General features: G+C 59.6%; 21 protein-coding genes and 1 pseudogene. 9 read left to right on the forward strand and 13 right to left on the reverse strand.

Annotated elements, in window-relative coordinates; all coding sequences use genetic code 11:
* Positions 1-14: 14 nt before the first annotated feature.
* A complete protein-coding gene (locus tag B208_RS0122755) occupies positions 15-833 on the reverse strand; it encodes an FkbM family methyltransferase (protein ID WP_007981155.1) in 819 nt (272 codons plus the stop codon).
* Between the two features lie 169 nt (positions 834-1,002).
* Here B208_RS0122755 and B208_RS0122760 point away from each other — a divergent pair, with 169 nt between their 5' ends.
* The 4 genes from B208_RS0122760 to B208_RS0122775 all read left to right on the forward strand — a co-directional run bounded on the left by B208_RS0122760 (position 1,003) and on the right by B208_RS0122775 (position 6,986).
* Positions 1,003-2,235 (forward strand): glycosyltransferase, encoded by a 1,233-nt coding sequence (locus tag B208_RS0122760; RefSeq protein WP_007981156.1) that lies wholly within the window; start codon positions 1,003-1,005, stop codon positions 2,233-2,235.
* Positions 2,232-3,755 (forward strand): lipopolysaccharide biosynthesis protein, encoded by a 1,524-nt coding sequence (locus B208_RS0122765; protein ID WP_007981157.1) that lies wholly within the window; start codon positions 2,232-2,234, stop codon positions 3,753-3,755. The genes B208_RS0122760 and B208_RS0122765 overlap by 4 nt, the downstream gene beginning before the upstream one ends.
* Positions 3,756-3,953: 198 nt before the next feature.
* Complete coding sequence (locus tag B208_RS0122770; RefSeq protein WP_007981158.1) at positions 3,954-5,702, forward strand: asparagine synthase-related protein; 1,749 nt, start codon at positions 3,954-3,956, stop codon at positions 5,700-5,702.
* 45 nt (positions 5,703-5,747) lie between these two features.
* Entirely contained in the window at positions 5,748-6,986 is a 1,239-nt protein-coding gene (locus tag B208_RS0122775; protein ID WP_232423946.1) for a DUF1616 domain-containing protein, read from the forward strand.
* A gap of 69 nt (positions 6,987-7,055) precedes the next feature.
* Here the strand turns inward: B208_RS0122775 and B208_RS0122780 are convergent, their stop codons facing one another.
* The 5 genes from B208_RS0122780 to B208_RS0122800 form a co-directional block, all read right to left on the reverse strand.
* Positions 7,056-7,973: an NAD-dependent epimerase/dehydratase family protein gene (locus tag B208_RS0122780; RefSeq protein WP_007981160.1), complete on the reverse strand. Its 918-nt coding sequence runs from the start codon at positions 7,971-7,973 to the stop codon at positions 7,056-7,058.
* Between the two features lie 69 nt (positions 7,974-8,042).
* On the reverse strand, positions 8,043-10,049 hold the full coding sequence (locus B208_RS0122785) for a hypothetical protein (RefSeq protein ID WP_007981161.1): 2,007 nt from the start codon (positions 10,047-10,049) through the stop codon (positions 8,043-8,045).
* A gap of 44 nt (positions 10,050-10,093) precedes the next feature.
* Positions 10,094-11,155 carry a DUF354 domain-containing protein gene (locus B208_RS0122790; RefSeq protein ID WP_007981162.1) on the reverse strand — a complete coding sequence of 354 codons (1,062 nt, stop codon included), beginning with the start codon at positions 11,153-11,155 and terminating at the stop codon, positions 10,094-10,096.
* Entirely contained in the window at positions 11,152-12,108 is a 957-nt protein-coding gene (locus B208_RS0122795; RefSeq protein ID WP_007981164.1) for a glycosyltransferase family 2 protein, read from the reverse strand. Before B208_RS0122795 ends, B208_RS0122790 begins: the two co-directional genes overlap by 4 nt.
* On the reverse strand, positions 12,109-13,479 hold the full coding sequence (locus tag B208_RS0122800; RefSeq protein WP_007981165.1) for a nucleotide sugar dehydrogenase: 1,371 nt from the start codon (positions 13,477-13,479) through the stop codon (positions 12,109-12,111). It abuts the gene before it with no gap.
* Between the two features lie 526 nt (positions 13,480-14,005).
* Here B208_RS0122800 and B208_RS0122805 point away from each other — a divergent pair.
* The 3 genes from B208_RS0122805 (at position 14,006) to glmS (ending at position 18,452) form a co-directional block, all read left to right on the forward strand.
* On the forward strand, positions 14,006-14,581 hold the full coding sequence (locus B208_RS0122805; RefSeq protein ID WP_007981167.1) for a DUF7344 domain-containing protein: 576 nt from the start codon (positions 14,006-14,008) through the stop codon (positions 14,579-14,581).
* Between the two features lie 263 nt (positions 14,582-14,844).
* Positions 14,845-16,287: a helix-turn-helix transcriptional regulator gene (locus tag B208_RS0122815; protein WP_232423947.1), complete on the forward strand. Its 1,443-nt coding sequence runs from the start codon at positions 14,845-14,847 to the stop codon at positions 16,285-16,287.
* 350 nt (positions 16,288-16,637) lie between these two features.
* The gene (gene glmS / locus B208_RS0122820) at positions 16,638-18,452 is read left to right on the forward strand and encodes a glutamine--fructose-6-phosphate transaminase (isomerizing) (protein WP_007981174.1); all 1,815 of its coding nucleotides are present in this window, start codon (positions 16,638-16,640) and stop codon (positions 18,450-18,452) included.
* A gap of 33 nt (positions 18,453-18,485) precedes the next feature.
* On the opposite strand, the gene B208_RS0122825 is transcribed toward glmS, so the two are convergent.
* The 4 genes from B208_RS0122825 to glmM all read right to left on the reverse strand — a co-directional run bounded on the left by B208_RS0122825 (position 18,486) and on the right by glmM (position 21,883).
* Positions 18,486-18,716, reverse strand: coding sequence for a hypothetical protein (locus B208_RS0122825; protein ID WP_007981175.1), 231 nt, complete (start codon positions 18,714-18,716; stop codon positions 18,486-18,488).
* A gap of 414 nt (positions 18,717-19,130) precedes the next feature.
* Positions 19,131-20,129 (reverse strand): hypothetical protein, encoded by a 999-nt coding sequence (locus tag B208_RS0122830; RefSeq protein ID WP_018129208.1) that lies wholly within the window; start codon positions 20,127-20,129, stop codon positions 19,131-19,133.
* Between the two features lie 63 nt (positions 20,130-20,192).
* Positions 20,193-20,345, reverse strand: coding sequence for a twin-arginine translocation signal domain-containing protein (locus B208_RS25150; protein ID WP_081460922.1), 153 nt, complete (start codon positions 20,343-20,345; stop codon positions 20,193-20,195).
* Between the two features lie 212 nt (positions 20,346-20,557).
* Positions 20,558-21,883, reverse strand: coding sequence for a phosphoglucosamine mutase (glmM, locus tag B208_RS0122835; RefSeq protein ID WP_007981179.1), 1,326 nt, complete (start codon positions 21,881-21,883; stop codon positions 20,558-20,560).
* A 280-nt stretch (positions 21,884-22,163) separates the two neighbouring features.
* On the opposite strand from glmM, the gene B208_RS0122840 reads away from it, so the two are divergent.
* Together B208_RS0122840 and B208_RS0122845 are read left to right on the forward strand one after the other, a co-directional pair.
* A complete protein-coding gene (locus tag B208_RS0122840; RefSeq protein WP_007981182.1) occupies positions 22,164-22,646 on the forward strand; it encodes a universal stress protein in 483 nt (160 codons plus the stop codon).
* Between the two features lie 167 nt (positions 22,647-22,813).
* Positions 22,814-24,046, forward strand: coding sequence for an Nramp family divalent metal transporter (locus B208_RS0122845; RefSeq protein WP_007981184.1), 1,233 nt, complete (start codon positions 22,814-22,816; stop codon positions 24,044-24,046).
* 23 nt (positions 24,047-24,069) lie between these two features.
* Here the strand turns inward: B208_RS0122845 and B208_RS0122850 are convergent, their stop codons facing one another.
* The 3 genes and pseudogenes from B208_RS0122850 to B208_RS23220 all read right to left on the reverse strand — a co-directional run.
* On the reverse strand, positions 24,070-24,297 hold the full coding sequence (locus B208_RS0122850) for a hypothetical protein (RefSeq protein ID WP_007981186.1): 228 nt from the start codon (positions 24,295-24,297) through the stop codon (positions 24,070-24,072).
* A gap of 109 nt (positions 24,298-24,406) precedes the next feature.
* Positions 24,407-24,856, reverse strand: coding sequence for a hypothetical protein (locus B208_RS23215; protein WP_018129209.1), 450 nt, complete (start codon positions 24,854-24,856; stop codon positions 24,407-24,409).
* A 3-nt stretch (positions 24,857-24,859) separates the two neighbouring features.
* Positions 24,860-25,525: pseudogene (locus B208_RS23220) on the reverse strand (hypothetical protein); the annotation flags it as partial.

Genomic DNA, 25,525 nt, shown 5'->3' on the forward strand with positions numbered 1-25,525 from the left:
CCCGCTCTCCGCTCTCACTTCGGCTCGGTACCTCGGGAGTTTACCGCGCGGATATGGTACGCGTCCGAGCGCTCGCTGAGGCGTTCGACGTCGAAACCGTGTTCGCGGAGATACGCTTCGATTTCCGCTGTCGAGGTGTCGTACTGTTCGCTCAACTCGTGGTGAAGTTCCGCGTAGACGACGCGAACGTCGGATAGAATATCGTCGAATCCACGGAGAACTTGGAGTTCGGCACCTTCGACGTCTATTTTGAGGATATCCGGTGCGGGGTACCGTCCCGTCTCGACCAGCGTTTTCCCTTGAAACACGTCGATTTCGAGCTCGCCATCGACCGAAAGGGCGTGTTTTCCCTCGCCGTAGTTTCGGCTCTCGACGGCGAGTGAGCCCGCACCGTCCTCGTCCGAGAGGGCGAACTCGGCGATATCCCATCGGCTGACGGGAACGTTTGCGGAGAGGTTGTGTCGAAGTCGAATCGCATTCGTCGGCATCGGTTCGAACGCGACGACCACGCCGCTATCGAGCCGTTTCCCGACGAAACAGGTGTGTGTCCCGATGTTGGCGCCGATGTCGTACACCACGTCCGATTCGCGGACATCGTTCAGCAACGACTCGATGACGGGTTGTTCGCCGACGAGCGATGTCACGCGGGAATATTCGGTCCGAGAGTCGGTGGCGAATTCGACCGTATATCCCCCGACGGTCACGGGGACGGACCAGAGATGGAGTGCCAGTTTGGCGTGCCAGTAGAGTGTCGCAATTGCTGGCGCGATACCCGCCTGTTTACAGAGATTCCACAGGCGGCTTTGGGCGGCCCATCGCTCCAAATCACGCATACAAAGCACAATCGGAGGTCGACTGATAAATATATATCATCGATAAGCGGGAGAACGGAGGCGAACGGCTCGACTTAGCAGCCCCATAACAAAGGTCGCAAAGAGTATCTGTTTCGATGAGCACCGGTTGCCGACACACGGCGTACGAGAGGAATCCAAAATCACACCGATGAACGTGTTGTTTCTTCCGAATCACGACGACAATCCGTACCAACTGCTGCTGGCGGATGCGCTCGAATCACACGGCGTCTCCGTCTCGCGTGGGAGTGCTAGCGGCCTCGCTCCCGTTCTCTCCGGAGTCGCACGAAACGACCCGGACGTGTTGCATTTCCACTGGCTCCACCAGTTCGTAATCGGGCGAACGCGAACGCGGAGCTATGTGGCCGCGGTCCGCTTCGCCTTCGAAGTGCTGATTTCGAAGTTGCTCGGCATCTCCATCGTCTGGACGGTTCACAACGTTCTTCAGCACGAGCGGCACTTCCCACGATTCGAACGGCGCGTGCGCGCGCTGTTCGCCCGGCAATGTGACGAGATAATCGTCCACAGTCCGGCCGCACGCGACCGTGTGATGAGCGCGTACGACCTCCCGGACGAACACGAGGAGCGAATCACGGTCGTCTCTCACGGGAACTACGTCGGGAGTTACGAAAACGAGGTCAGCCGAGCCGAAGCCCGCGAGCACTTCGGATTCGGCGACGACGAGATGGTGTACCTCTTTTTCGGGAACGTGCGGTCGTACAAGAACGTCCCGAAACTGGTGGAGACGTTCCGCACCATCGACGACGAGGATGCTCGTCTCGTCATCGCCGGAAATCCGCCGAACGACCGCAAGGAGAGCGCGAAACTCGCGCGGGGATGCCGGGCCGACGACCGCGTTCGAACCGACTTCACCTACATCCCCGACGACGAGATTCAGCTGTACATGAACGCGGCGGATTCGGTCGTCCTGCCGTTTACGCGCGTTCTCACGTCCGGGAGCGTCATCCTCGCCATGTCGTTCGGAAAGCCGGTCATCGCGCCGCGACTCGGCTGTCTACCCGACGTGCTCGGGCCGAAAACCGAACTGCTGTACGACCCTGACGACCCGAGCGGCCTTCGGACGGCGATGAAACGCGCACCGACGCTCGACCTCGACGAAATCGGGCGGCAAACGCGCGAGCGCGCGATGTCGTTCGACTGGGATGTCGTCGGCGAACGGACGGCGGCGGTGTATCGGTCGGCGACCGACGACCGGCCGGTCGAGACGCTGTTGCCCGAAAGCGATGCGTACGACGCGACGGTACGCAGTTCGGCGGAAACGGTCACCGACGGCGGCGCGGACGGTGCGTCGGACGGCGAAACGGTGGATGTGACGGCTGGACCGAGCGCGAACGGGCGGAACACGAGGGAGGAGAGACGATGAGCGGACGGTCGCCAATCGAACTGCTTCGATGGGTGAAAGCGACGTTGACGCCGGGTGACGACATCTCGGGTCGTGCGGTGACGAGCGGTATCTGGGCGTCGATGGCGAACGTCATCGGACGCGGCCTGCAACTGGTCAAACTCGTCGTGCTCGCCAACATTCTGACTCCGGTGCAGTTCGGGTTGGTCGCATACGCGCTGTTGACGTTGGCGGCGATGCGCCGCTTTTCGAACCTCGGCATCAAGCAGGCACTCATTCAGAAAGAGGAGGACAACATCAACGAGTACCTCGACACCGCGTGGACGCTATCGGCGGTTCGCGGGGCGATACTGGCCTCCATCGGGTTCCTCGCGGCACCGTACATCGCGCGGGACTTCTTCGGCGCGCAACCGCCAGCGACGCAGGTGATTCAGGTGATGTCGTTGGTGCCGTTGATAACCGGGATTCAGAACCCCGGCATCGTCTACTTCCGCAAGGATTTGGACTACGACAAGCAGTTCGTCTACCTCGTCGGCAAAGCGGTCGCCGCGGTGAGCGTGACCATCGGATTGGCGTTGCTCTGGGGCAACGTGTGGTCGCTCGTGGTCGGCGACATCGCGGGCGTGGTGGTGGCGACGTCGCTGTCGTACGTCCTCCACGGATACCGCCCGTGGCCGAGCATCGATATGGACCAGACGCGGGAACTCGTGGGATACGGAAAGTGGATTACGGCATCGGGAATCATCGTCTTCCTCATCACGGAAGGGGACGACGTGTTCGTCGGATGGTTGCTCGGCAGCGCCGCTATCGGCCTCTATCAGTACTCGTACAAGGTGTCGAACGCCCCGGCGACCGAAGTGACGAAGGTGCTGACGAGCGTCATCTTCCCGACGTACTCGAAGCTACAGAACGACGCCGCGAACCTCCGCCGCGCGTTCTTCAAGACGGTGCAACTGACCACGTTCATCTCGATTCCGTTGGCGGCGGGCATCGTGGCGGTCGCACCCGCGTTCGTTCACGCGTTCCTCGGTCCGGAGTGGGTGCCTGCGATTCCCATCATGCAGTTGCTCGCGGTGTGGGGGCTGCTCCGGTCCATCGGAGCGACGACCGGCCCGCTGTTCCAGGCGGTCGGCAAACCCGACCTCGCCACCAAGATACAGGTCGGAAAGCTCGCCATCATCCTGTTGACCATCTACCCGGCGACCGCGGCGTACGGGGTCATCGGAACGAGCGCGGTCATCGTCGGCAACTCCGTTCTGTTCTCCGAGCCGGTTTCGACCTACCTCGCCGTCCGCGAAGTGGAAGGGAGCTACAGGCAGTTCCTTCGCCTCCTGTTGTACCCGCTCGTGGCGAGCATCGGAATGGTAGCGGTCGTGGTCTTCGTCGGGACGAAAGTACCCGTCGGCGGTATCCCGAAGTTCGGAATCATGGTCGCAACGGGCGTCGTCGTGTACGGTGCCGCCATCGTCACCATGGAGCTGTGGGGGAACTACGGAATCCGCGACGTGTTCCGGACGATGGTCGGTGCTGTCGGGGAGTGAAAACGGTTTCAGAGGCCCCTAAACACAATTTTCCTGATGTTATACTGTGTATAGTTAACCCTCATTGACGCTATAGACAGCAGTAGAGCCAACCGTGACACGAGCGAGAGAGGAAGGCACGAGACGAAATCGGCGCGCAGTCCGATGCCGCCGTGGCACGGAGCGACCGCCCACAGACCCAACGGAGGAGCACGAAGGATGAACAAAGAGATATTTGGTGTCTTCGGTGATCGAGACGAGTTCGAACGGTTCCGCTCCGAGCGGGAGTTCGACGATATCGTGACGAGCAACGTTGCGACCGTCGGAATTCGAGATACGGGACTCGGAATTCCCGGTCGGAGTGCCTCGTACTCGGGCGAACTCGGGTCGTGTATCATCTGGGGAGAGGCGTACCCCAACAAACGCGGGTGGTCCGAACCCGCCCGCTGGCTGTTGGAACAGTACGCCGAAAACGGAGTGGACGCCATCAGGTCGCTCAACGGGTCGTACCTCGCGTTCATCGAACACGACGGGGACACCATCGTGCTCACCGACTCTATCCGGTCGTGGGAGTGTTTCTACACCGACGACCCCGGCGTGCGCGTGTTCGGGTCCGACGCGGCGGAGGTCGCAAAGACCATCGACAACCCGACGATGCGCCGACAGTCGGTCGGCGAGTTCCTTCACATGGGCGTCGTTCTCGGCGACAAAACGCTGTTTCACGAGCTCCACCGCGCGCCGTTCGACGGCTATCTCACCCCGGACGAGGCGGGCGAACTCGACCGGTTCGTCTACGAGGAGCGGGAGATGGACTACGCGAGCGAACTCGCGGACCGGATGCAGCGTGCGATTCGACTCCGTTCGCGTCAGCCGGGCAAGAAGGGTCTGTTGCTGTCGGCGGGGTACGATTCGCGGACGCTGCTGTCACAGCTTCCCGACCTCGACCACAGCTACACCGTCGGAATGCCGGACGCACAGGAGGTGAAGGTCGCCCGGCGCTTGGCGAAACAGTACAACGTGGACCACACGACGCTGGTGACGAACGACCGGTACATCACGCCCGGGGAACAGAAGGTGCGCGACACGCAGGGCATCAAGGAGTCCATCCACATCCATCACGCGGGCTACAACAGCGAGATGGAAGTGGACACGATGTATCACGCCCTGCTGTTCGACACGCTGTTGAAGGGATTCGGTCACAAGCGAACCGAGTTGAAGCTGTTCGGAAAGACCATCCCGACGAAGAAGATGGAGTCGGACCCCGACCCGATCGAGGCGTCGCTCGACAACTTCGGCTACCTTCCCGATCGGAGCAGGAAGGTCGCGGAGAAGTACACGTCCGACCCTGACGCCGCCGGAAAGTTCGTCCGGCAAGCCATCGATTCGGAGTTCGACCGCTGCTGGAAGCGGACCGACTCCGTGCAGAACGCTCTCGCGCTGTTCAGCATCCGGAACCAGCCGACGATTCCGTCGCGGACCCACCTCGCGGATAACTACCTCGAATCGTTCATCGCGGCCGACACGGAGCTGCTGGAGTGGCACCTGCAAACGCCGCCGGAGTACCGGAACACGTCGACGTTCATCCGAGCGATTCGGCAGCTGGACGAGGACCTGTTCCGCCACCGTCCTCCGGACCGGCCGTACACGTCGACGTTCTTGTCCCAGATGGAGCAGTTCGTGCGCCGAAAACTCCCGTTCATCACGGAGTTCCAACCCGCGTGGCCCGACCGACAGAAGGTGTATGACCGCTACAACTTGGACCAGCGGTTGTTCCCCGAAAACGAGACGATTCACGACCTTCCGTCGCGTCACAAGCTCCGGATCAACGATATGGTCGGCTGGGTCGCGCAGTGTTCGGAGAACATGGTCAACCCGACGGACGTTCTGCACATGCCGACCGAGGCACAGGGAACCGACGACGCGGGGTCGAAGCGGCGCGGAGCCGACGAAGTACGGTCGGAAAACTGATTAGGAGCCGTATAATAAAACCCGCTCAGGTCGATTTTCACGTCAATGAGTACGAATAGCCGCTGGTGGTTTCTCGACCTCGTACTAGCGCTTATGCTGACCGCTGTCGGCGGAGTAGCGGCGTATGTTGAACTCGGTGGACGAGTACGTGTCGCCCTCGTACTCCCGCTCGTCGTCTTTCTCCCGGGATACGTTCTCATCTCGGCACTGTTCCCGGAGGGCAGCGAGGGCGAAACACGGACGTTCGGATCGGGGAACGACGACGCCGCGTACGCCGTCGGCGGACCCGAGCGGGTGGCGCTCGCGGCCGCGCTCAGCGTCGCCGTCGTCCCCATGATCGCCGCGCTTTCGAACTTCACGCCGTGGGGCGTTCGCGTGCATCCGATTCTGTACGGCATCGTCGGGTTCACCGCGATTTTCGGAGTTATCGCGTTCATACGGCGACTGCGCGTCCCGGCCGAGCGACGATATTCGCCCGGGGTACCCGGCTTGCTGTTCAATCCGAGCGGCCGTTCGGGAAGCGGCGTAACGGTAGCGCTGAACGTCGGCATCGTAATCGCGTTCCTCCTGCTGGCGTCGAGCGTCGGGTTCGCGGTGCTCAACCCACCACAGGGGAAGGCGTTCACGGAATTCTACGTGAGCAACACGAACGACGTGAACAGCAAGACGAATACGATGTACGACACCGACCTCGCCGCTGACGGCGTGACGGTCAGCGTTCACAATCACGAGCGAGAGCGGACGGAGTACACCGTCGTCGCGGTCATCCAGCAGGTCGATGGGGGAGAGGTCACGAAGCAATCCCAGTTCGCCAAAGAGCAGGTGACGGTCGATGCCGGGGAGAAAAAGCAGGTGAAACTCACCGGCGACCCGGCGTTCACCGGCGAGAACGTCCGCGTCCAACTCCTCCTGTACAAGGGGTCTGCGTCGGGCGAACCGTACATGAAGGCTCGCGCGTGGGTTTCCTCGCGGAGCGGGCTCTCAGAACAGACGGATACGGGAAGCGATACCCAAAAGTCTGACAGCGGAACGAGTAGCGACGGCGGAGACGACCAACAGACGACGGAACAACAGCAAACGACACAACGGCAAACGACGGAACAACAACGGACGACACAACAGCAGACGACGAGGCGGCAAACGACACAACAGCAAACGACGTCGACGAGTTCGCAACCGCCATCGACGACCACCACCACGACTTCGACGGGGACCACTACGACGGGAACCACAACGACGACTACCACTACGACGACTACCGACGACGGCGGCTTCTTCTCGTAAAGGTCGGGACTCGTCTCACACAACTGACCCCTGTCGTCTCGAACGACGGCCGAACGGAAAGAAAACGGACTACTGGTACTGGGAGCAGACGCGACGGACGCCTTCCTCGAAGGTAATCTCCGGTTCCCAGCCGGTGGCTTCGGTGAACTTGCTCACGTCGGCCATCGTGTCGTGGACGTACACGTCCTCCGGGATGGGGTTCTCGACGTACACCGGTTCCACGTCGGTTCCGAGTTCCTCGTTGATGTACTCGACGACGGTATCGAAGTCGTAACTTTCGCCCGTGCCGAGGTTGTAGACGCCGGTGAGTTCGTTCTCGGCCGCGAGTTCGAGACCGCTGACGATATCAGAGACGTGCGTAAAATCGCGCGTCTGACTGCCGTCGCCGTAGATCTCCGGCGAGTCACCGTTCGCGATGTCGTCGGCGAACTGGGCGATGATGTTGGCGAACTCGCCCTTGTGTTCTTCCGCGCCGCCGTAGCCCTGATAGACGGAGAAAAACCGCATTCCGGCCATGTTCATGTCGTAGTGGTGGGCGAAGTATTCCGCATATCGTTCGCGGGCCAGTTTGGACGCCTCGTAGCCGGTTCGAGCTTCCACGTCCATATCTTCCGGGGACGGTTCCGTTCGGCTTCCGTAGATGGAGGAGGTGGTCGCGTAGACGACGGTATCACAGCCGTCCTTTCGGGCCTGTTCGACGGTGTTGACGAATCCCTCGACGTTCACCCGAACGCCCTTCGTCGGGTTCTCCTCGTGCATCGCGTAGGAAGACAGTGCCGCGAGGTGGAAGACGACGTCCACGTCCGTCGGCAAATCGTCTTCGAGAACGCTTCGTTCCTGGAATTCGACCGCCTCATCGAGGTTTTCTTCGGTTCCGAGATAGCCGTCGTCGATGGCGATAACGTCGTTCTCTTCGGCGAGATGATTGGCGAGATTCGAACCGATAAATCCGCCACCCCCGGTGACGAGGACGCGTTTTCCGTGCATGGTACAGCATGCAAGAGGATGTGAGAAAAGGGTTGCTCTCTTTAGGAGAACGGAAGAAACGGGGTCAGTCTATATCGTCCGGTTGGCACAGAGCATCACGTCGCCGTTGTTGTAGAGGATGCTCTGGTCGGGGCGACACAACTGTTGCTGTGACACCTGCCGCTGAACGGGAACGGTGGCGGTTATCTGCTCGCCGTCCTTCGTGACGTGCTTCACGAGGACGAACTTCGGCGTCCCCGTTGACTGATACCGACGGTAAACGGTTATCGGGTGGTCCGTCGGTCCGTCCCGATTGTCAGCGGAGAGGTTGGCAGCTGCTGCCGGATACGACCCCGTTCTCGAAAACACCGTCTGATACGGGTGGTCCGTGTGTATCACCTGACTCGGCAAGATGTTCGCCGAATCGGGAGACCCGGTCATGTCCGAGATGGTGTAGACGGCGGCGACTTCCGGTTTCGTGTACGTCAAGCGCGCCTGCTCATCTTTGAACACGGGGCTGTCGATAGCACCGTGACTGGACATCACCATCACGCTCGGATAGACGAGCGCGACGACCAGCAACGCCACGACGACGACGTTTCGGTTGAGATTGTGGACGAGATATCCGACGCCGAGGGCGGCGAGGATGGCCATCGGCGCGTAGAGGAACGCGAACCATCGCTGCGGGATGAAATTACGGATGCCGAACATCGGCAATCCGAGTGTGAACCCCGTCATCACGACGGTCGCGAACAGGAGCGTGAACACGGAATGCGAGATGCGCTTCCGCCGGAGGACGTACAGACAACCGACGACAGTCAACCCGAACAGGATGAGGAATCCCATCGTATCGACGTACGACGCCACTTTCTGCATGAGCGTCGGAGCGGGAAGGGAGATGTATTGGGAGTTGTTGCTCGCAAGGTTCAACAGACCTGCACTCGACACCAGCGTCTGTTCGAGATACAACAGCACGGTTTCGAGGAACGAGTTCCCGTTGTACGGGGTGAACGACCACATGAAGGTGATGAGTCCCACGTCGAACGCGAGCAGTCCCGCGAGGTTGACCGGCTCCAGCTTGCGATACACGCCCGGCCGACGCGCGGTCGTCTGGAAGAGTCCCAGTTTGAGGACGAACTGGGCGAGGAGCCCCGAGAACAGCACGACGAGCATGATGAACGTCGAGACCTGGTGGGTGAGGATGATGGCGATGGAGAGGAACACGAGCAGGCTGAAGTCCCGTGCGTTGTACTCCAATCGCATAATGCGCAGGAGCGCGTAGACGATGGCGACGAAGAACAACAGGCCGTGGCTCGTCGGAATGAGGTGAATTCCCCACTCGATGAAATAGTCACCGATGGAGTAGAGCATCGCCGCGAACACGGCCCATCGAGCCGGGACGAGCAGTTTCGTCGCTCCGTAGACGAACACTATCGTCATGGGCATCACGACGCCGATGGAGAGGTACAACGCGTTGCGGAGGGACACGTCGTACAACATCGACGAGGACGCGACGAGCAGGTGGAACAGCGGTGCCGCGATGTGTTTGTTCCCGTTCATCGCGGACAGGGAGTGCTGTTCGAGCACGCCTCCCGCCAACTGCGTCATGTGCGTCCAGATGTCGATTCCGATGTACGACGGCGTGGTGTACACCGCCATGAATCGGATGACGAACGCGAGTGAGAGTATCTGCACCAGCAGGAGCGACGGGAGGAAGTCCTCGTCGTCGACGAACAGGATTTGCAGCATGATGAGCGTCCCCGTCGCGCCCGAAAGGACGTGGAAGAGCAGGGACCGCTGACCCGCGTGCAGCGCGACGGCGACCATCGCGGCCATCGTTAGGAAACCGATGGTCGGCAGTATCTGGGCCACCGGCTGTGAAACGGACGGATACGCGTTCATCGTCTCGCGGTCGTTGCGAACCGCGAGCAGATAGAGCGCACATCCCAGTCCGAGGACGATGGGAATCGTCTTGATGTATATCTGTGAGGCGAAAAACCGCAGCGGAAACAGCCCGAGCGCGATTATGAAGCCGATAATCGCGGCGTCAACGTCGAAGCGTCGCTGTTTCAGCCAGCCGGACATTCTCCCGAACATCGATCAGTGCCTCCGTTCGTCGAATCGTGGTTCCATCATCGTATTTAAACCTCCGCGCCGGTCTGCGCCGTCCGACCGCGTGCGTTCCCGGAACGTCCCGTAATCGCACGCAAAATGACGTCCGTCGTGTCCACCTTGTCGTCGAGAAGTCGCTGCCGACGTTCCTGCCAGTCGGCGTCGCCTTCAAGGATGGAGACTGCTTGTTCGAGCGCTCGCGCGTGTCGGTCCTCCTGTTGATAGTTGAACAGGAGTTCGTAGCGCTCGTCCAGTTCGTCCGTGTATCCCATCGTGAGCGTGTTGACGTAGATTGCCGGGGTGCCGAGAACGGCACTCTCAGCGGCCATCGTCGCACCCTCGCCGACGAACAGGTCGGCGAAGGCGAGTAGGTCGTGCATCCGATGAGGCGGAACGGTCGCCCGGCGCGATTCGAGCGACGAGGGGAGCGTCCGCTCCGAGGTGATGAGCACCTCGGAACCGGCGTCCTCCAACCGCTCTACTACGTCGTGCACGTCGTCGAATCCGCCCTGCCCAACGTCGTGTGAGGCACCCCACTCGACGAGACGAAGGACGGTGAACGTCTCGTCCGGGTCGAGGCCGAGGTCTTCGACCACCGTCGGGTCGGGGGTGAAGCGGTCGGGGTGGAGATACGCGAGTTCGTGATACCCGGGATACCGCACCTGTTTCGAGCCGACGTTTCTCGTATAGCAATCAGGGGTGTAAACGGCGTCCGCGAACGGGAACGCGAGGTTCTGGATGAGCTTCGCGTGTTCCGTGTCGTAGAAGATGGCGCTTCGTGCACCCGTAACTTTCGCCACGTGCGCGGCCGCGACGCCGCCGATAGCGGTTATCACGTCGGGCTTCAACTGGACCGCGCGGCGGAGCAGGCGTGCCTCGTAGGTCGCCTGTACTCGCGCCAGTTGTGAGAGCCCCGAGGCGGTACCGGCCAGCACTTCGTGGCTGATATCGTATCGTCGGAGAAGTTCGACCGCCATCTCCTTCTCGCGGGCGAAGACGTGCACGTCGTGGTCGTCCGCCTCCAGTTCCGCGATGGCGTTGCGGAAGAAGTGAACGTGTGCCGGGTGCTGAATGGTGACGAACACCTTCATGTGTTCTCCCTCCGGTCGAGAACGACCCCGACGATGATGCCGACCACGCCGACGACGAGCGACGTGAGTGATTTTCGGCCGTCGTCGCTCTCCGAACCGGTGAGCGTCGCGCCAGCGGCCCGAACGCCGAGCGCGATACCGACAACGCCGCTAACGATGCCGACGAGGTAGGCGATACCGAGGGGATGGGTGCGATAGCGCGACCCGAGCCGCCAGAGGAAGTTCCTGAGGAGCATGAGCGACACCTTCGGAATGTAGTCGTTGTACTCGATGCTACTCTCCTCGTCGCCGTAGGTCGCGGGCATGTCCACGTCCGCCACGCGCATTCCGGCCACGTTCAGTTTCACGAGGATGTCGTTGCAGTAGCCGTAGTACTCGTACATCCCTTCGAGGTCGATGGCTTCGAGCGCGGGGAGCGAAATCGCGGTGTAACCGTTCTGCGGGTCCGTCACGTCCCAGTAGCCGCTGGCGATGCGCGTCAGCCACGTCAGCATCCAGTTGCCGAGCAGGCGAAACCGCGGCATCTCGTGGCGGAATTCGGGATTCGAAAGGCGGTTCCCTTTCGCGTAGTCCGCGTCCCCCGCCACGATGGGGTCGAGAAACCGCGTCATCATACCGGGGTCCATCTGGCCGTCCGCGTCGATAGTGACGGTGATGTCGGTCTGGTCCTCGCGGGCGGCGAGATACCCCGTCTTGATGGCCGCACCGGCACCTCTGTTCACTTCGTGCTGGATGGCGACGACCTGTCCGTCGGTGTCGTCACTCTCGCCAGCACGCGGCGCACGTTCGATTGCCGCGTGTGCTCTAATTTCGTCCCACGTACCGTCAGTCGAGGCGTCGTCAACAACATAGACGCGGTCTACGAAGTCGGGAAGCGAGTCGAGGACATCGCCAACGAACCCTTCTTCGTTGTACGCGGGCACGACGACGCCTATCGTGTGCCCTTCGTACATCTACACCCTCCGGTAAGCGAACCCGGCGTCGGTTACTTTCTCCGGCTTGAACGAGCCCGTGACGTCCACGAAGCACGGGTCGTCGTTCATCTCCGCCGCGAGCTCCGCCAAGTCGAGGTCGTAGAACTCGTGGTGGGGCGTCGCGAGGACGATGCCGTCGAATCCCTCGACGGAGAACTCCTCGTCCTCCAGGATCGGAATCCCGAACTTCTCGCCCATGAGGTCGTTGTCGCCGTGCGGGTCGTAGCCGACGGTTTCGATGTCGAACTCGCGGAGCTGTCGAATGATGCCGTCCACTTTCGAAGTTCGGATGTCGGCCACGTCCGGTTTGTAGGTCATCCCGAGGATGAGGACGCGGCTGTCCCGGAGCGCTTTCCCGGCCTGATTCAGCTCCTTTATCATCATGTTCGAGACATGAGCGGGCATGGACTCGTTCACGTCGCGCCCCTTTTGGATGAGGTTGGGGGAGAATCCGGCCTGCTTGGACCGGTGGATGAAGAAGTACGGGTCGACGGGGATGCAGTGTCCACCGACCAGTCCGGGGCGATAGTCGTGGAAGTTCCACTTCGTGCCAGCGGCTTCGAGCACCGCGCGCGTGTCGATGTCCATGTCCATGTTGTCGAAGGCCATCGCCAACTCGTTCACGAGGGCGATGTTCAAGTCGCGCTGGACGTTCTCCACGACTTTGCTCGCTTCCGCAACTTCGAGTGACGCGGCCTTGTGGACACCCGCGTCGATGACCGTCGAGTACAGTTCGGCGATGTCGTCGCGCACGTCGTCGTTCATTCCGCCGACGACTTTCACCACGTCACGGAGACCGTGCTCCGGGTCGCCCGGCGTCGCGCGCTCGGGCGAGTAGCCGACGAAGAAGTCCTCGCCGCACGTCAGTCCAGACGCTTCCTCGATTGCAGGGACGAGGGCTTCTCGGGTCGCACCCGGGAAGACCGTCGATTCGAGAATGACGGTCGTGTCGGGGGACATGTAGTCGCCCACCGTCCGCCCGGCCGCCTTCACGAAGTCGAGGTTCGGCTGGTCGTGTTCGTCCACCGGCGTCGGAACCGTGATCATCACGTAGTCCGCGCGGGTGATCTCTTCGGGGTCGTTCGTGTAGGTAATCTCGCTCTCGGCGATTGCGTCGTCGCCGAGGTCGCCCGTCGTGTCGATGCCGCCGCGAAGGGTTTCGACTTTGCCGTCGTCGATATCGAAGCCGACGACGTTGTACCCTTCCTGGTCGAAACCGACCGCCAACGGAAGTCCAACGTAGCCGAGACCGACGACGCATATCGTCGCTTCTCGGCTATCGTTTACGTCGTTCTGGTCACTTCCAGCGTAGTCCCGCTGGCTGTCGATGTCTCCTATCGTCGAGTTCATGGGTGATTGTCCTCCATTCGGTTGCTCTCCGTTACCGACCGACACCGGAGATCGGTCACGAGGGGAAGAGGAGGTAGATGCTTACCCTCGGTTCTCCGGTCGGACGCGATCCTCGTTGAAATCCATTAAACCCTGTAGGCTTTATTATACACTGACTAAGGGCCTCGTACCGCAGAATTGCCGTTTTTCGGGGCGAGTACATTGTGGAACGGGGGCAAAGAACAGATTCCGAATCGCAGACAAGCATCTAACAAGTATCTAAAGGAACTAGTCTCGGGCGCGTAATACGAATACACTCGTTCGAGATGCTACCCAGTACCCGAGATGACACCCAGTGTCCGAGAGGGATACCGTATCACATTTAGTATGAAAATACATGTGGGTGAGAAATCGCAATACTGGACCGGGATAAACTCGGGACAACGGTCTGAAAAGTAAGAAAATCAAAATGAACAATGCGAAAAACTGGCTGCAACTTCCGGGAGTAGCTTCTCCGTTTATTACCTCCCCAGAAAATCCAGCATGTATGAGCGCAACGACACAACAGGTCGAAGAACAGTCTAATTCCACGGACATGAGTACGTCCGTAGAACTGAGCGAGGATCAGATCTATCACCTCCTTCAGAACGAGCGACGACGGAACGTTCTTCGGTACCTCCACGATACGGAGGGACAAGTCTCGATGCGCGACATCGCGGAACAGGTCGCCGCGTGGGAGAACGATAGCACCGTTCAGTCGATCACGTCCAGCGAGCGCCAACGCGTGTACATTCCGCTCTACCAGTCCCACTTGCCGAAACTCGACGAGGAAGGGGTTATCGAGTACGACCAGAGTCGCGGCACGGTCACAAAGACGGAAACCGCAAACGTGCTGTACGAATACTTGGAACCGACGACGACCGACGACACGACCGATAACGAGAGCGACGATGAGCCGACCCGATGGGAGCGCTACTACCTCGGTGCATCCGGCCTCGGAGCGACCCTTCTCGCCGGATCGACGCTCGGATTTTCACCCTTCGCACTGCTCCCGCACGGCTCGATCGGTCTCGCAATTCTCGGGATGTTCTGGACGCTAACGCTTGGACAACGGCTCGCCTAACGACCGAACAAAGTGGAGAAAACGGATACGTTTCCGTATTAGTTTGGCACTAATACAAGTAGTGTTTTTCATGTTTACACATCTCTATTCACGATATTTCCCGAAAAGGCGGGAAATATCGGTCGTAACCTACTAGTAAGGCAGGCTAAATACAAAAGGTAGAAGCAGTAGAAATCCAACCCCAAAGGAAAAATACCGAGCGCGGAAATACCAAACATAGAACGGTTCACCGCACGAAACAGGGTGCTAGACTTCACACCAATATGACAAACAGGCAACTAGCCGTCTTCTCCGTCTGTCTGCTTCTCCTCGCCACCGGCTCTCCCGTCGGTGCAACACCGTCAGGTAACCAACTCGTCATTCAAAGCGTAACGTATGCTGGGTCGGGTGTCGCGGAAACCGGGGCGAACACGACCTACCTGTGGCGATCCGAACCTCACAACCAGAGCGTGACGGTGTACACCGGAAACCGCTCCGGGAGGTACCAAGTCTGTACGAGTTTCCGTGCGCCGAACAACAACACCACGAACACCGCGACGTGCCAAGCCGCGTCGTTCTCCTCGAGCGGGGTGGAGCGTATCAACTTCTCGTTCGGCAGCGTTTCATCGGAGATTAATGGCGCGCAAACAGTCGTCGTTACGGTCGAAAACGGTGGGACCGTCATCGCACAGCGCTCTGTTTCGGTATACGTCATGGTGAAAACGGGAGACGATGACGGCGATGGGCTGACGAACGAGAAGGAGATCAAAATCGGAACCAACGTATCGAGCAAGGATTCGGACAAGGACGGCCTCGAAGACGGAGAGGAGGTGAACAACTACGGGACGAACGCGACGAAAGCGGATACGGACAGCGACGGACTCCGTGACAATCAAGAGATAAGCCTCGGCGCGAATCCGACACGAAAGGACACGGACGCGGATGGGTTGACCGATGGCCGCGAACAGGAACTCGGAACGAACGTCAGTCGGGCGGACACCGACGGCGATGGACTAACCGACATCGCGGAGGTGGATGTCGGAACTGACCCCGTCAAGAAGGACACCGACGGAGACGACCTGAGCGACAGCGAAGAGGTCGCAAGCGTCACGGACCCAACCAAACAGGATACCGACGGGGACGGACTGAAAGACGGAAAAGAGGTCACGATCGGGACGGACCCGCTGAGCAAAGATACCGACGGCGACGGACTGAAAGACGGAAAAGAGGTCACGATCGGGACGGACCCGCTGAACAAAGATACCGACGGCGACGGTCTGAACGACGGATTCGAACACCGCTTCGGGACGAATCCGAACAGTCGCGTTCTCACCGGTGGTCTGTACCTCGTCCTCCTCAGTCTACTCGTCGGAACGGTGTTGCTGGTACAACGGAACGGGACGAGCTGGCTCCCGATGGTGTTGGGAGGTGGCGACGAGACGAGTCACGAACCCGAACCGGAGCCACCGGTTCAGAGCGGAACGGTGACGACGGACGCGGACCGCGTGCTGCAACTCCTACACGAGAACGGCGGACGGCTTCCACAGGGAGAAATCATCGAACGAACCGGGTGGTCGAAATCGAAAGTGAGTCGCCTCCTTTCGAAGATGGAAGATCGAAAGCAGATCAGCAAGATCAACATCGGGCGGAAAAACATCGTCATCCTCTACGGACAGGAACCCGGAAACACGGACAACACATCCGAGAAACCACATAAAAGTGACTAAAACCACCGATTTTTCACTAGTTCTACCCATATCGGAGAGGAATTTAGCTATTAGAGATTACATTTGAACCCGGTGAGACGGCGGCAAGCACTCATACATTCGTCTTACATCCCTGCTAAGATACCCCCTTAATCAGTCTATAGTAATGGGGTTAGCGCGAAATGTCGAAGACAAGAGCCAGTCGTCTCCTGCGATTGGGGCGGCGGGTCTATAGGATACACCCATGAACTACCCTGACACACCAGACGGACGTGCGGCAGTTCGTTCCGGCTTGGTCCGCGATACGGGAGCGCATACCGGCCCGGAGCCACAGTACGAACAGCCCGCAGGACGAACGGAGGAGACGTAGGATGTGTGGAATCATTGCCCGCATCGGCGAAGGTGATGCGATAACGAAGCTCGTGACGGGACTCGAAAACCTCGAATATCGAGGCTACGATTCCGCTGGAGTCGCCGTCCAGAACGGGTCGGGGATATCCGTCTACAAGCGTTCAGGGCAGATATCGGAGCTGAAAGACGCCATTGTCGGAAGCGTCCCGAAGGGGAACGTCGGTATCGGCCACACGCGCTGGAGCACACACGGCCCGCCGACCGACGAAAACGCCCACCCGCACACGAGCGAGACGGAAAACGTCGCCGTCGTCCACAACGGCATCATCGAAAACTACACCGAGCTGAAAGAGCGGCTGGAAAGCGACGGCCACGAGTTCACGAGCGACACCGACACGGAAGTCATCCCTCATCTCTTCGAATACTATCTTCAGGATGCGCCCAGTATCGAGGATGCGTTCCGCAAGACCATCGGTGACCTCGAAGGAAGCTACGCGGTGGCCGCACTCGTCGATGGCGTCCACGCCATCTACGCGGCCCGACAGGGGTCGCCGCTCATCCTCGGGCTGGACAACGACGAGTATTACCTCGCCAGCGACGTGCCAGCCTTCCTCGACCACACGGACAGGGTCGTGTACTTCGAAGACGGTGACATCGCCGTCCTCGAACCGAACGGCGTGACGATGACCGACATCGAAGGCAACATGGTCACGCGGGACGTGGAACGGATCGATTGGGACCCCGAAGACGCCGGAAAGGGTGGCTACGAGCATTACATGCTCAAAGAGATCAACACCCAGCCGAACGCACTCACCAACACCATCGAGGGACGGGTGCAGGACGGCGAGGTTACCCTCGAAGACTTCCCCGAAGGAACGTTCGAGGACGTCGATGACGTGCAGTTCGTCGCCTGCGGAACGTCGTACCACGCGGCGCTCTACGGACAACAGCTCCTCAACCAGACGGGAATACGTGCACAAGCGTTCCGTGCCAGCGAGTACGTCGATTCGGCAACCGGTTCGATCACCGAGAACACGCTCGTCATCGCCGTCACCCAAAGCGGGGAGACGGCGGACACGCTCGGTGCGCTCCGCGGGGCGAAAGAGCGTGGCGCACGAACCGTCACGGTGACGAACGTGATGGGTTCGACCGCGGCCCGCGAAGCCGACGATGCGTTGTTCATCCGCGCGGGTCCGGAGATCGGCGTGGCGGCCACGAAGACGTTCTCCTCACAAGCGGTCATGCTCTCGCTCCTCTCGCTCCGTCTCGCAGAGGATATCGAGGCGGTGAGTGCACCGGACGACCAAGCGGAACTGCTTCGGGAGTTGCAGAAACTGCCCGAGTACGTCCAAACGGTCCTCGACTCCACGGCCGCCAAGCGAATCGCGAGCCGATACACCGGCAGCGAGGCGTTCTTCTTCATTGGCCGTGGGCTGAACAACGCGGTCGCCAAGGAAGGTGCGCTGAAGTTCAAGGAGATCACCTACGAACACGCGGAGGGCTTCGCCTCCGGAGAACTGAAACACGGGCCGCTCGCGCTCGTAACGCCGGACACGCCCGTATTCGCGCTGTTCAACGGCGACAAGGACAGGAAGACGCTCCAGAACGCCGAGGAAGCACAGGCACGCGGTGCGCCCATCGTCTCGGTGGCGCACGCGGACCATCCCGCGGAGAAGATATCCGACGACTTCCTCGAAATCCCGAACACGCACTCCATGTGGTCGGGACTCCTCGCAAACGTCCAGTTGCAGTTGGTCTCGTACTACGCGGCGAAGAACTTGGGCCGCCCGATAGACAAACCGCGCAACTTGGCGAAGAGCGTCACAGTCGAGTAGGTGACGCGAGGAGTATCGGAGCCGTGGGTAGTGTCATGGGATGCGATCTAGTTTTCCCCGTGGTGGTTGGGTGCGGAGTCGATAGGCGTGAAACAGCGCGAGCGTCGTGAATGCGAGAACGGTCGTGAACGCGACGTAGATGACGGCCGTCTCGTCGAGCACCCACGCGATGGCCACCCCGGTCGTGCCGAAGACACCGAGTGAGAGGTATCGAGTACTCCAATCGGGAAGGGGCATCATCGAGATATCATCCCGAACGACCATTATTATCCACCGAGTAAACCGGGAACCGAATGTCAGATTAGACGATGGACACGGCGGAAGGAAAGAACAGAGACGAGATATGTGAAAATGGCTGAAACAAACGATATCCGTCGAGCCGAAACTTATTACTTACCCCATCTAGTAGTAAGAAATGTCCCATCGTCGCCGTGGCAGACGCCGGCTGGGACAGCTGTCATCCATTTCCTTCCCGATGTCTAGATGGGGAGCGGTGGTAGCGCCCGGGAAATTCTTAGACGTAAAGAGGCTAATGGAGAAAATGCGAGGAAAGAGTACGATCCTACTTACTAGTGAAGATATGGGAAGTCATGATACAGATCGAGGGTCACTACGTCATATTCTCTGTGAGGGGATAGTTGGTGTCCAGAACTAGTTTGTAGAGAGATAAACCGAGTACTATTTTTCTGGAGAAAGAGTGAGACACGAGACGGTTTTAACGATGTTACGTACGTGCTTACCAGTATCATCAGCAACGCCACCGTATTCGATAGTAACGAAGTCACTTTCATGTCTAACGGTGATGTCGTTGGTAACTTCGTTAGGGTACTCTCGGTCGAGATTTCCGGCATCATCGTTACTACCAGGGATACCAAGATCGTCCCGGATTGCTGTTGCCACTTTATCCGCAGCGCTACGCGAAGCGGCAAACAAACGGAGTTGGATGGCAACGTCTGATGCCGGGGTCGCTCCAACTACTTGCGTGACTTTGTCGTACGCCGCTGACCGCTGTCCAGGCCGAATCTTGCACGACAGCGGGAGTTGATTGAACGAGAATCGAACTGCTCCGTGGTCAGTACCTTCGAACTTGTCCAGCGTATCGCCACCGACAGGTCCAACGTCTCCGTTTCGAGCATCGATGATACTTTTGACTACTGTCGTCGTTCCGAGTGCAAAGGAAGTATCAGTAAGGAGAGATACGCTCGTTTTGCCAACTGTGTGGATGGGATGGTCTCCGTACGACCCGGACTTTATCTGTTGGTCTGTCCCGAGAAGATCCACGATATCACCCTTACTCCAGTCAGCCCAGACGATTGCACCACCATCTGTGGGCGTGTCAGAACCGACGAGGACTAGTTCGGCAATATCGTTCGTATCGATTCCCGACTGAGACTTCTCGTCGAACCCTTCCACGAATACATCGGGAAGGTCATCGAATGTACTCGCATCAAGCAGGGTACTGACAGTCGCTTTCTGTGCCGCAGTTTTAACTGCGTCCGTATCGACCCAGATGAGCGGATCGCTTCCTTTCGGAACCGTTCCTATCGTAAGTCCACCGGGTCCAATCTGATCGTCGTCAGAGCCGAAAGACCAGATAGAACTTCCAGCAATTCCGAGACCAATTAGGGTACCACCGCTAACGAGTATGGTCCTTCTGGAGGGTCGTTTCGAGACCATGATAATTACTAGCAGTATATGTAGTAACTAAACGATTTGCTTTGTTTTTCCTCGTTTACCCAATCAATAAGCGGAGCGACGTTCTTCAAACTTATACGGAAGCGACTGATCAGCAGTGGTTCCGCTCAAACCCGTCGCAGTGAGAGCAGCTGCCCCAGTCCCGATCCCTTTCAGTACGTTTCTTCTAGTTGGATTTTTTCTATTTTTATCCATCATATCTAATCAATCTACTATTGTATGGATATTTTTGATTTTAACTTACTTACATTAATTTAATATAATACCATTATAGATATATATAATATTTTAATAATGTTCCGTTGTCTTGTACTTTCTATAAATTTTCTAGGATAGTTTGAGGTTTTCAAAATCCCATAGACCATCAGCCAATTCGAACACAAAAGAGATGAGGAACAAACGGTGGGCAGCTATTCCGCGTACTCGGCGACGAAGGCGTCCGCCGTCTCGAACACGTCATCCGCGGCGTCGGGGTCGCGGGCTTCGGCGGCGATTCGAACCAGCGGTTCGGTTCCGCTGGCGCGGATGAGGAACCACCCTTCGTCGAGCGTGACGCGCACGCCGTCGATGGTGGTGGCGTCCGCGTAGCGGTCGGTGACGGCTTCCGAGAGGGATTCCATCAAGCCCGTTTTGTCGTCCACGTGCACGTTTTTCCGGCGAATCGGGTACTCGCCGACGTCGGCGGCGAGTTCCGACAGCGGCCCGTTCTCGGCGACGAGTTCGGCGAGACGACAGGCCGCAAGCGGTCCGTCGGGACAGAGCGTCTGGTCGGCCCAAATCCACGCGCCGGACTGCTCGCCGCCGAAGACGACGCCGGGTTCGGTCGCGCGCTCCGCGACGTACACGTCGCCGACCTGCGTTCGTACCACGTCCGCTCCCTGTTCGGCTAGCACGTCCTCCACGATGAGGCTGGTATCGACGGGCGTGGCAATCGTTTCGCCGTCTCCGGCGTGCTGACGAGCGAAGAGGGTGAGGAGCACGTCGCCGGAGATGAAGTCGCCGTTTTCGTCCACGGCCATCATGCGGTCCGCGTCGCCGTCGTGGGCGATACCGAGGTCGGCACCGATTGCGGTCACGTGATCACAAAGCGACTGGCAGTTCTCGGCGGTGGGTTCGCTGGGACGGGCGGGGAACCGACCGTCGGGTTGGGCGTTCAGCGTCTCCACGTCGCACCCGAGTTCGTAGAGCGCGTCCGCGGTGACGGCCCCCGCTCCGTTGCCCACGTCCACAACGACGGAGAGGTCGGCGGCGGAGAGGTCGGAGGAGACGGCCTCGGCGAGGGTTTCGACGTGTGCGTCGTGTGCACCGTCCCACTGCGTTTCCTCGCCGGTCTCGTCCCAGTCCGCGAGGTCGAACGCTTCGTCTTCGATGACGCGGGTGATCTCCGCGCGCTGGTCGGCGTCGAACGCCTGCCCGGAGGGGTTCCAGAGTTTGATTCCGTTGTCGGTCGGCGGGTTGTGCGAGGCGGTGATGGAGACGCCAGCGTCGGCGTCCTTCCATTCGACGCTTCGAGCGACGGTCGGTGTCGAGGCGAGACCGATGTTCACGACGTCCGCGCCGCATTCACGAAGACCGGCCGAGAGAGCGTCCGCGAGAAATCGACCGCTGTCGCGGGGGTCGCGTCCGACGACGACGCGCTCCGCGCCGGTCGAGGCGAGCGCTCGGCCGACCGACAGTGCGAGGTCTCCGGTGACGACATCACCGACGGGGCCACGAATTCCGCTGGTTCCGAACATTGATTCGTACGACAGTCGGAACGGCCAAAAGGGTTCCCTTCGTTGAAAACCGTTCGACGCGAAGGAGCCGTGAGAAGGACGTTTTTGCCAATTTGACGGACAGTTCATCGGCATCAAATCGAGGATAGCGAAGGAGAGTAACGAAGGTAGCGGGGGAATAGTAGAACAGGGTAGGGAGAACAGTAGAACGGACAGGAAGAATGGTAGAACGGAGATATCAGGGAGAATAGCACGAGAGCATATCACGCATGGCACCGATAGTCTACGGGAACGAACGAGGATGTACAAGCAACTACTCGTGCCGACAGACGGGAGTGCCGGAGCGACGAGGGCGCTGAAACACGCCTTTCGTCTCGCGGAGCGGTTCGACGCGACTATCCACGTCGTTTACGTCTTCGATACGACGAACAGTCCACTCGGACTCGACAACGTGCTAACCGACGTTCACAATCCTCCGGGAGAGTTCGTCATCGAAGCTGCGGTACGCGAGGGGGAAAAACGCGGGTATCCTATCGAGGGCCACGTTCTGAAAGGCGTCCCACACGAGACCATCGTCGAGTACGCCGTCGAAAACGGAATCGACCTCATCGTGATCGCAACCCGCGGTCGAAGCGGCATCGCACGGGGGATGCTCGGGAGCGTCACCGAGAACGTCATCCGCCGGTCGAACGTCCCGGTATTGACGGTTCGGGCGAGGGAATCCGACGATAACGCGGACTCGAAACCGAATCCGAGGGCGACCAGCGGACGAGACGACCGATGAACCGGACGTTCGAACGGTCGTGGCAACATAGTGGTGAAAACACCAACGTTATATTTGAGAATGCGAAATTGAGAATTAGATGAGTCAAAATCAGGAGGCAGAAACCCCATGGGTAGAATAGAGAACGGCCGTAAAACGACGCCTACTGGCTCTGGAGGCCTGGTTCGATGAAATACTCGTTCCGGGAAATTCTCTCTTACCTCGGACCTGGATTCATCATCAGCGTCGCGTACATGGACCCCGGAAACTGGGCGACGAATATTTCCGGCGGCGCGAAGTACGGTCCGGCGCTCCTCTGGGTTATCGTCCTCGCCAGTTTCATGGCGATGGGAATTCAGATAATCGCGGCGAAACTCGGGATTGCGACGGGGAAGGGCGTCGCACAACTCTGTCGGGAGCGATTACCCCGACGCGTCGTTCTCGTGCTCTGGGCCGCCGCGGAACTCGCCATGATAGCGACGGACATGGCGGAGATAATCGGAGCGGCCATCGGGTTCAGTCTCATCTTCCACCTCCCGCTCTGGGCGGGTGCAATCCTCGCCGGAGCCAGTTCGTTCGCGCTCCTCGGCGTCAGGACCGCACACAAGCGCGGGTTCCGGTGGGTCGAGTTGGTCATCATGTCCTTCGTCGCCATCATCGCACTCGCGTTCGTCTTCGAGATGATGCTCGCAAAACCCACGGGTGGGCAGATAGCGAGCGGACTCGCGCCGGGCATTCCGAACACGAACGCCCTCTACATCGCCATCGGGATACTCGGTGCCACCGTGATGCCCCACAGCGTCTACCTTCACCCCTACATCGTCCAGGATAGGCGGAGCCGCCTCATCGAGGACGAAGGGGACACGGAAGAGGTCCACCGCCGACACTACATCCTGGAGAGCGTCGATACCGTCGTCGCGCTGTTCGGAGCCATGTTCGTGAACGCCGCGATGCTCATCGTCGCGGCGGCCGCGCTCCAAGGCACGGGCATCGAGACGCTCAACGAGGCGTACGTCACTCTCACCGGCGTGTTCGGTGCGAACGCCAGTTTGGCGTTCGGCATCGCGCTCATCGCCGCGGGTCTGTCCTCGTCACTCGTGGCGACGATGGCCGGTCAGACGGTGATGGACGGCTTCCTCGACCTCAACATCAACGTCTGGATTCGACGGTCGGTGACGCTCGCGCCGAGTTTGGCCATCGTGATCGCTGGCTTCGACGCGACGTCCGTCCTCGTCGCCTCGCAGGTCGCGTTGAGTTTCGAACTTCCGTTCGTCCTCATCCCGCTCCTCTGGTTCACGCGGGAGGAAGGCATCATGGGGTCGTTCCGCAACTCGTCGCGGACGACGGGCGTGCTCGGTATCGTCATCGCGCTCATCATCGTCCTCAACGTCTGGCTCCTGTACTCGACGCTGCTCGGGTAACGAGACCGATTATTTCTGTCAGATCAGTCGACAGCCGTCCCGCGAACGACGGCGTACAGAATCGCGGTGACGATACCGGTGTACTGGACGACGGCGACGAGTTCATCCCCGATGCCGTACAACAGTTCGAGACCGAACGCACCGATCACTTCCCCGATGAGCGCGCCGACGAGAAAGGCGAGAAGAAGGATTGCGGCAATTCGAAGGCTTTCGGCGAGAAGCCATCGAAGAGGGACCGGGACGTGTTTCACACCGTCAACACGAGGTTCAAAAAGAAATACGTTCGTAGCCGGTCAAAACGAGTCGCAACACGGCGTCGAATCGCTACACCGGTTCGAATTGAGACACGGGGTCGAATCGCTACACCGGTTGCGGTCCGTCCTCGGGAATCTTCGTCGGTTCCATCGGCTCTCGGACGCGGAATATCATCGCGCCCTCGTTCTCGTAGACGAGCTTGTACCGGTCGGAGCCGACGAGATGCTCGCGCATCCAGGGTTTCTGGTATTCGTCGATTCCGCGGACGGTGTAGTGTCCCTTCGGGACGTACACGTAGTCCGGATTGATGTCGTTCGATATCAGCTTCTTCGTCAAGCAGGTTTTCCCCGGACAGCGTGACGTGCGCTTGTACAAGCCGAGCTGATGGCGATAGTGGTTGTGACCTTCCCACTCGACACCCCACGGCCCGATGAGGATGGCGCGGTCGGTCATCAAGGGGAACCACTCGGCACTGTCACCGAGAACGACGAAATTGGAATCCGACGCCGTACTCTGCTGGGCCCACTCCATCGCGGCCATATCGTCGTCGTCCACGAGCTATGGCTGGGACGTGCTCCTGAGATGGGAGTGGAGGCCGCTTCCGACGAACGAGACACCGACACCCGCAACGAGGACGGTGATGACGATGATGACAGCGAGGGGTGCCGACCGCGAGTATCGCGTCTGTTCCGACCAGCTTCGAACCCGTGGGATGATGACTTCGAAGACCAACACGGCGGTCATCATCGCACCGGCGGGGAACTGGAACCGTACCTTCCCGCGCATGTACGCACCGGCCACCATCCACAGCGGGAGGAACAACCGACGCTTTGCGATGAGGTACGCCGCACCCGCGAACGACCCGATGTAAAACACGATGGGCCAGTTCATGTCCAGCGGGTAGACGAACTGCTTGAGCAAGCGGTGGGTTCCACCACCGAGACCGGTGTGCGTCCCCGAGGCGGCGGTGAAGATGCTGACTCCGTGGATGGCGACGATTTGAAGCCACCACGGTGACGCGACGGCGAGTCCACCAGCGGCGACGGTCGCACCGTACAGCAAGCCTCGCGGCGTCCGGCTGAAGGAGAGAAACATCACCAGGTACGTCGTACCGAAGAACACGGTGTAGACGGGATGTGTGAGAATCGTCAACCCGAACAGGATAGCCGAGGCGACGATCCACTTTCGCTCTTCAGTTTTGAACAGCTTGATGCCGGTGTACGC

The organism is Haladaptatus paucihalophilus DX253 (genome assembly GCF_000376445.1).
Classification (GTDB): Archaea; Halobacteriota; Halobacteria; order Halobacteriales; family Haladaptataceae; genus Haladaptatus; species Haladaptatus paucihalophilus.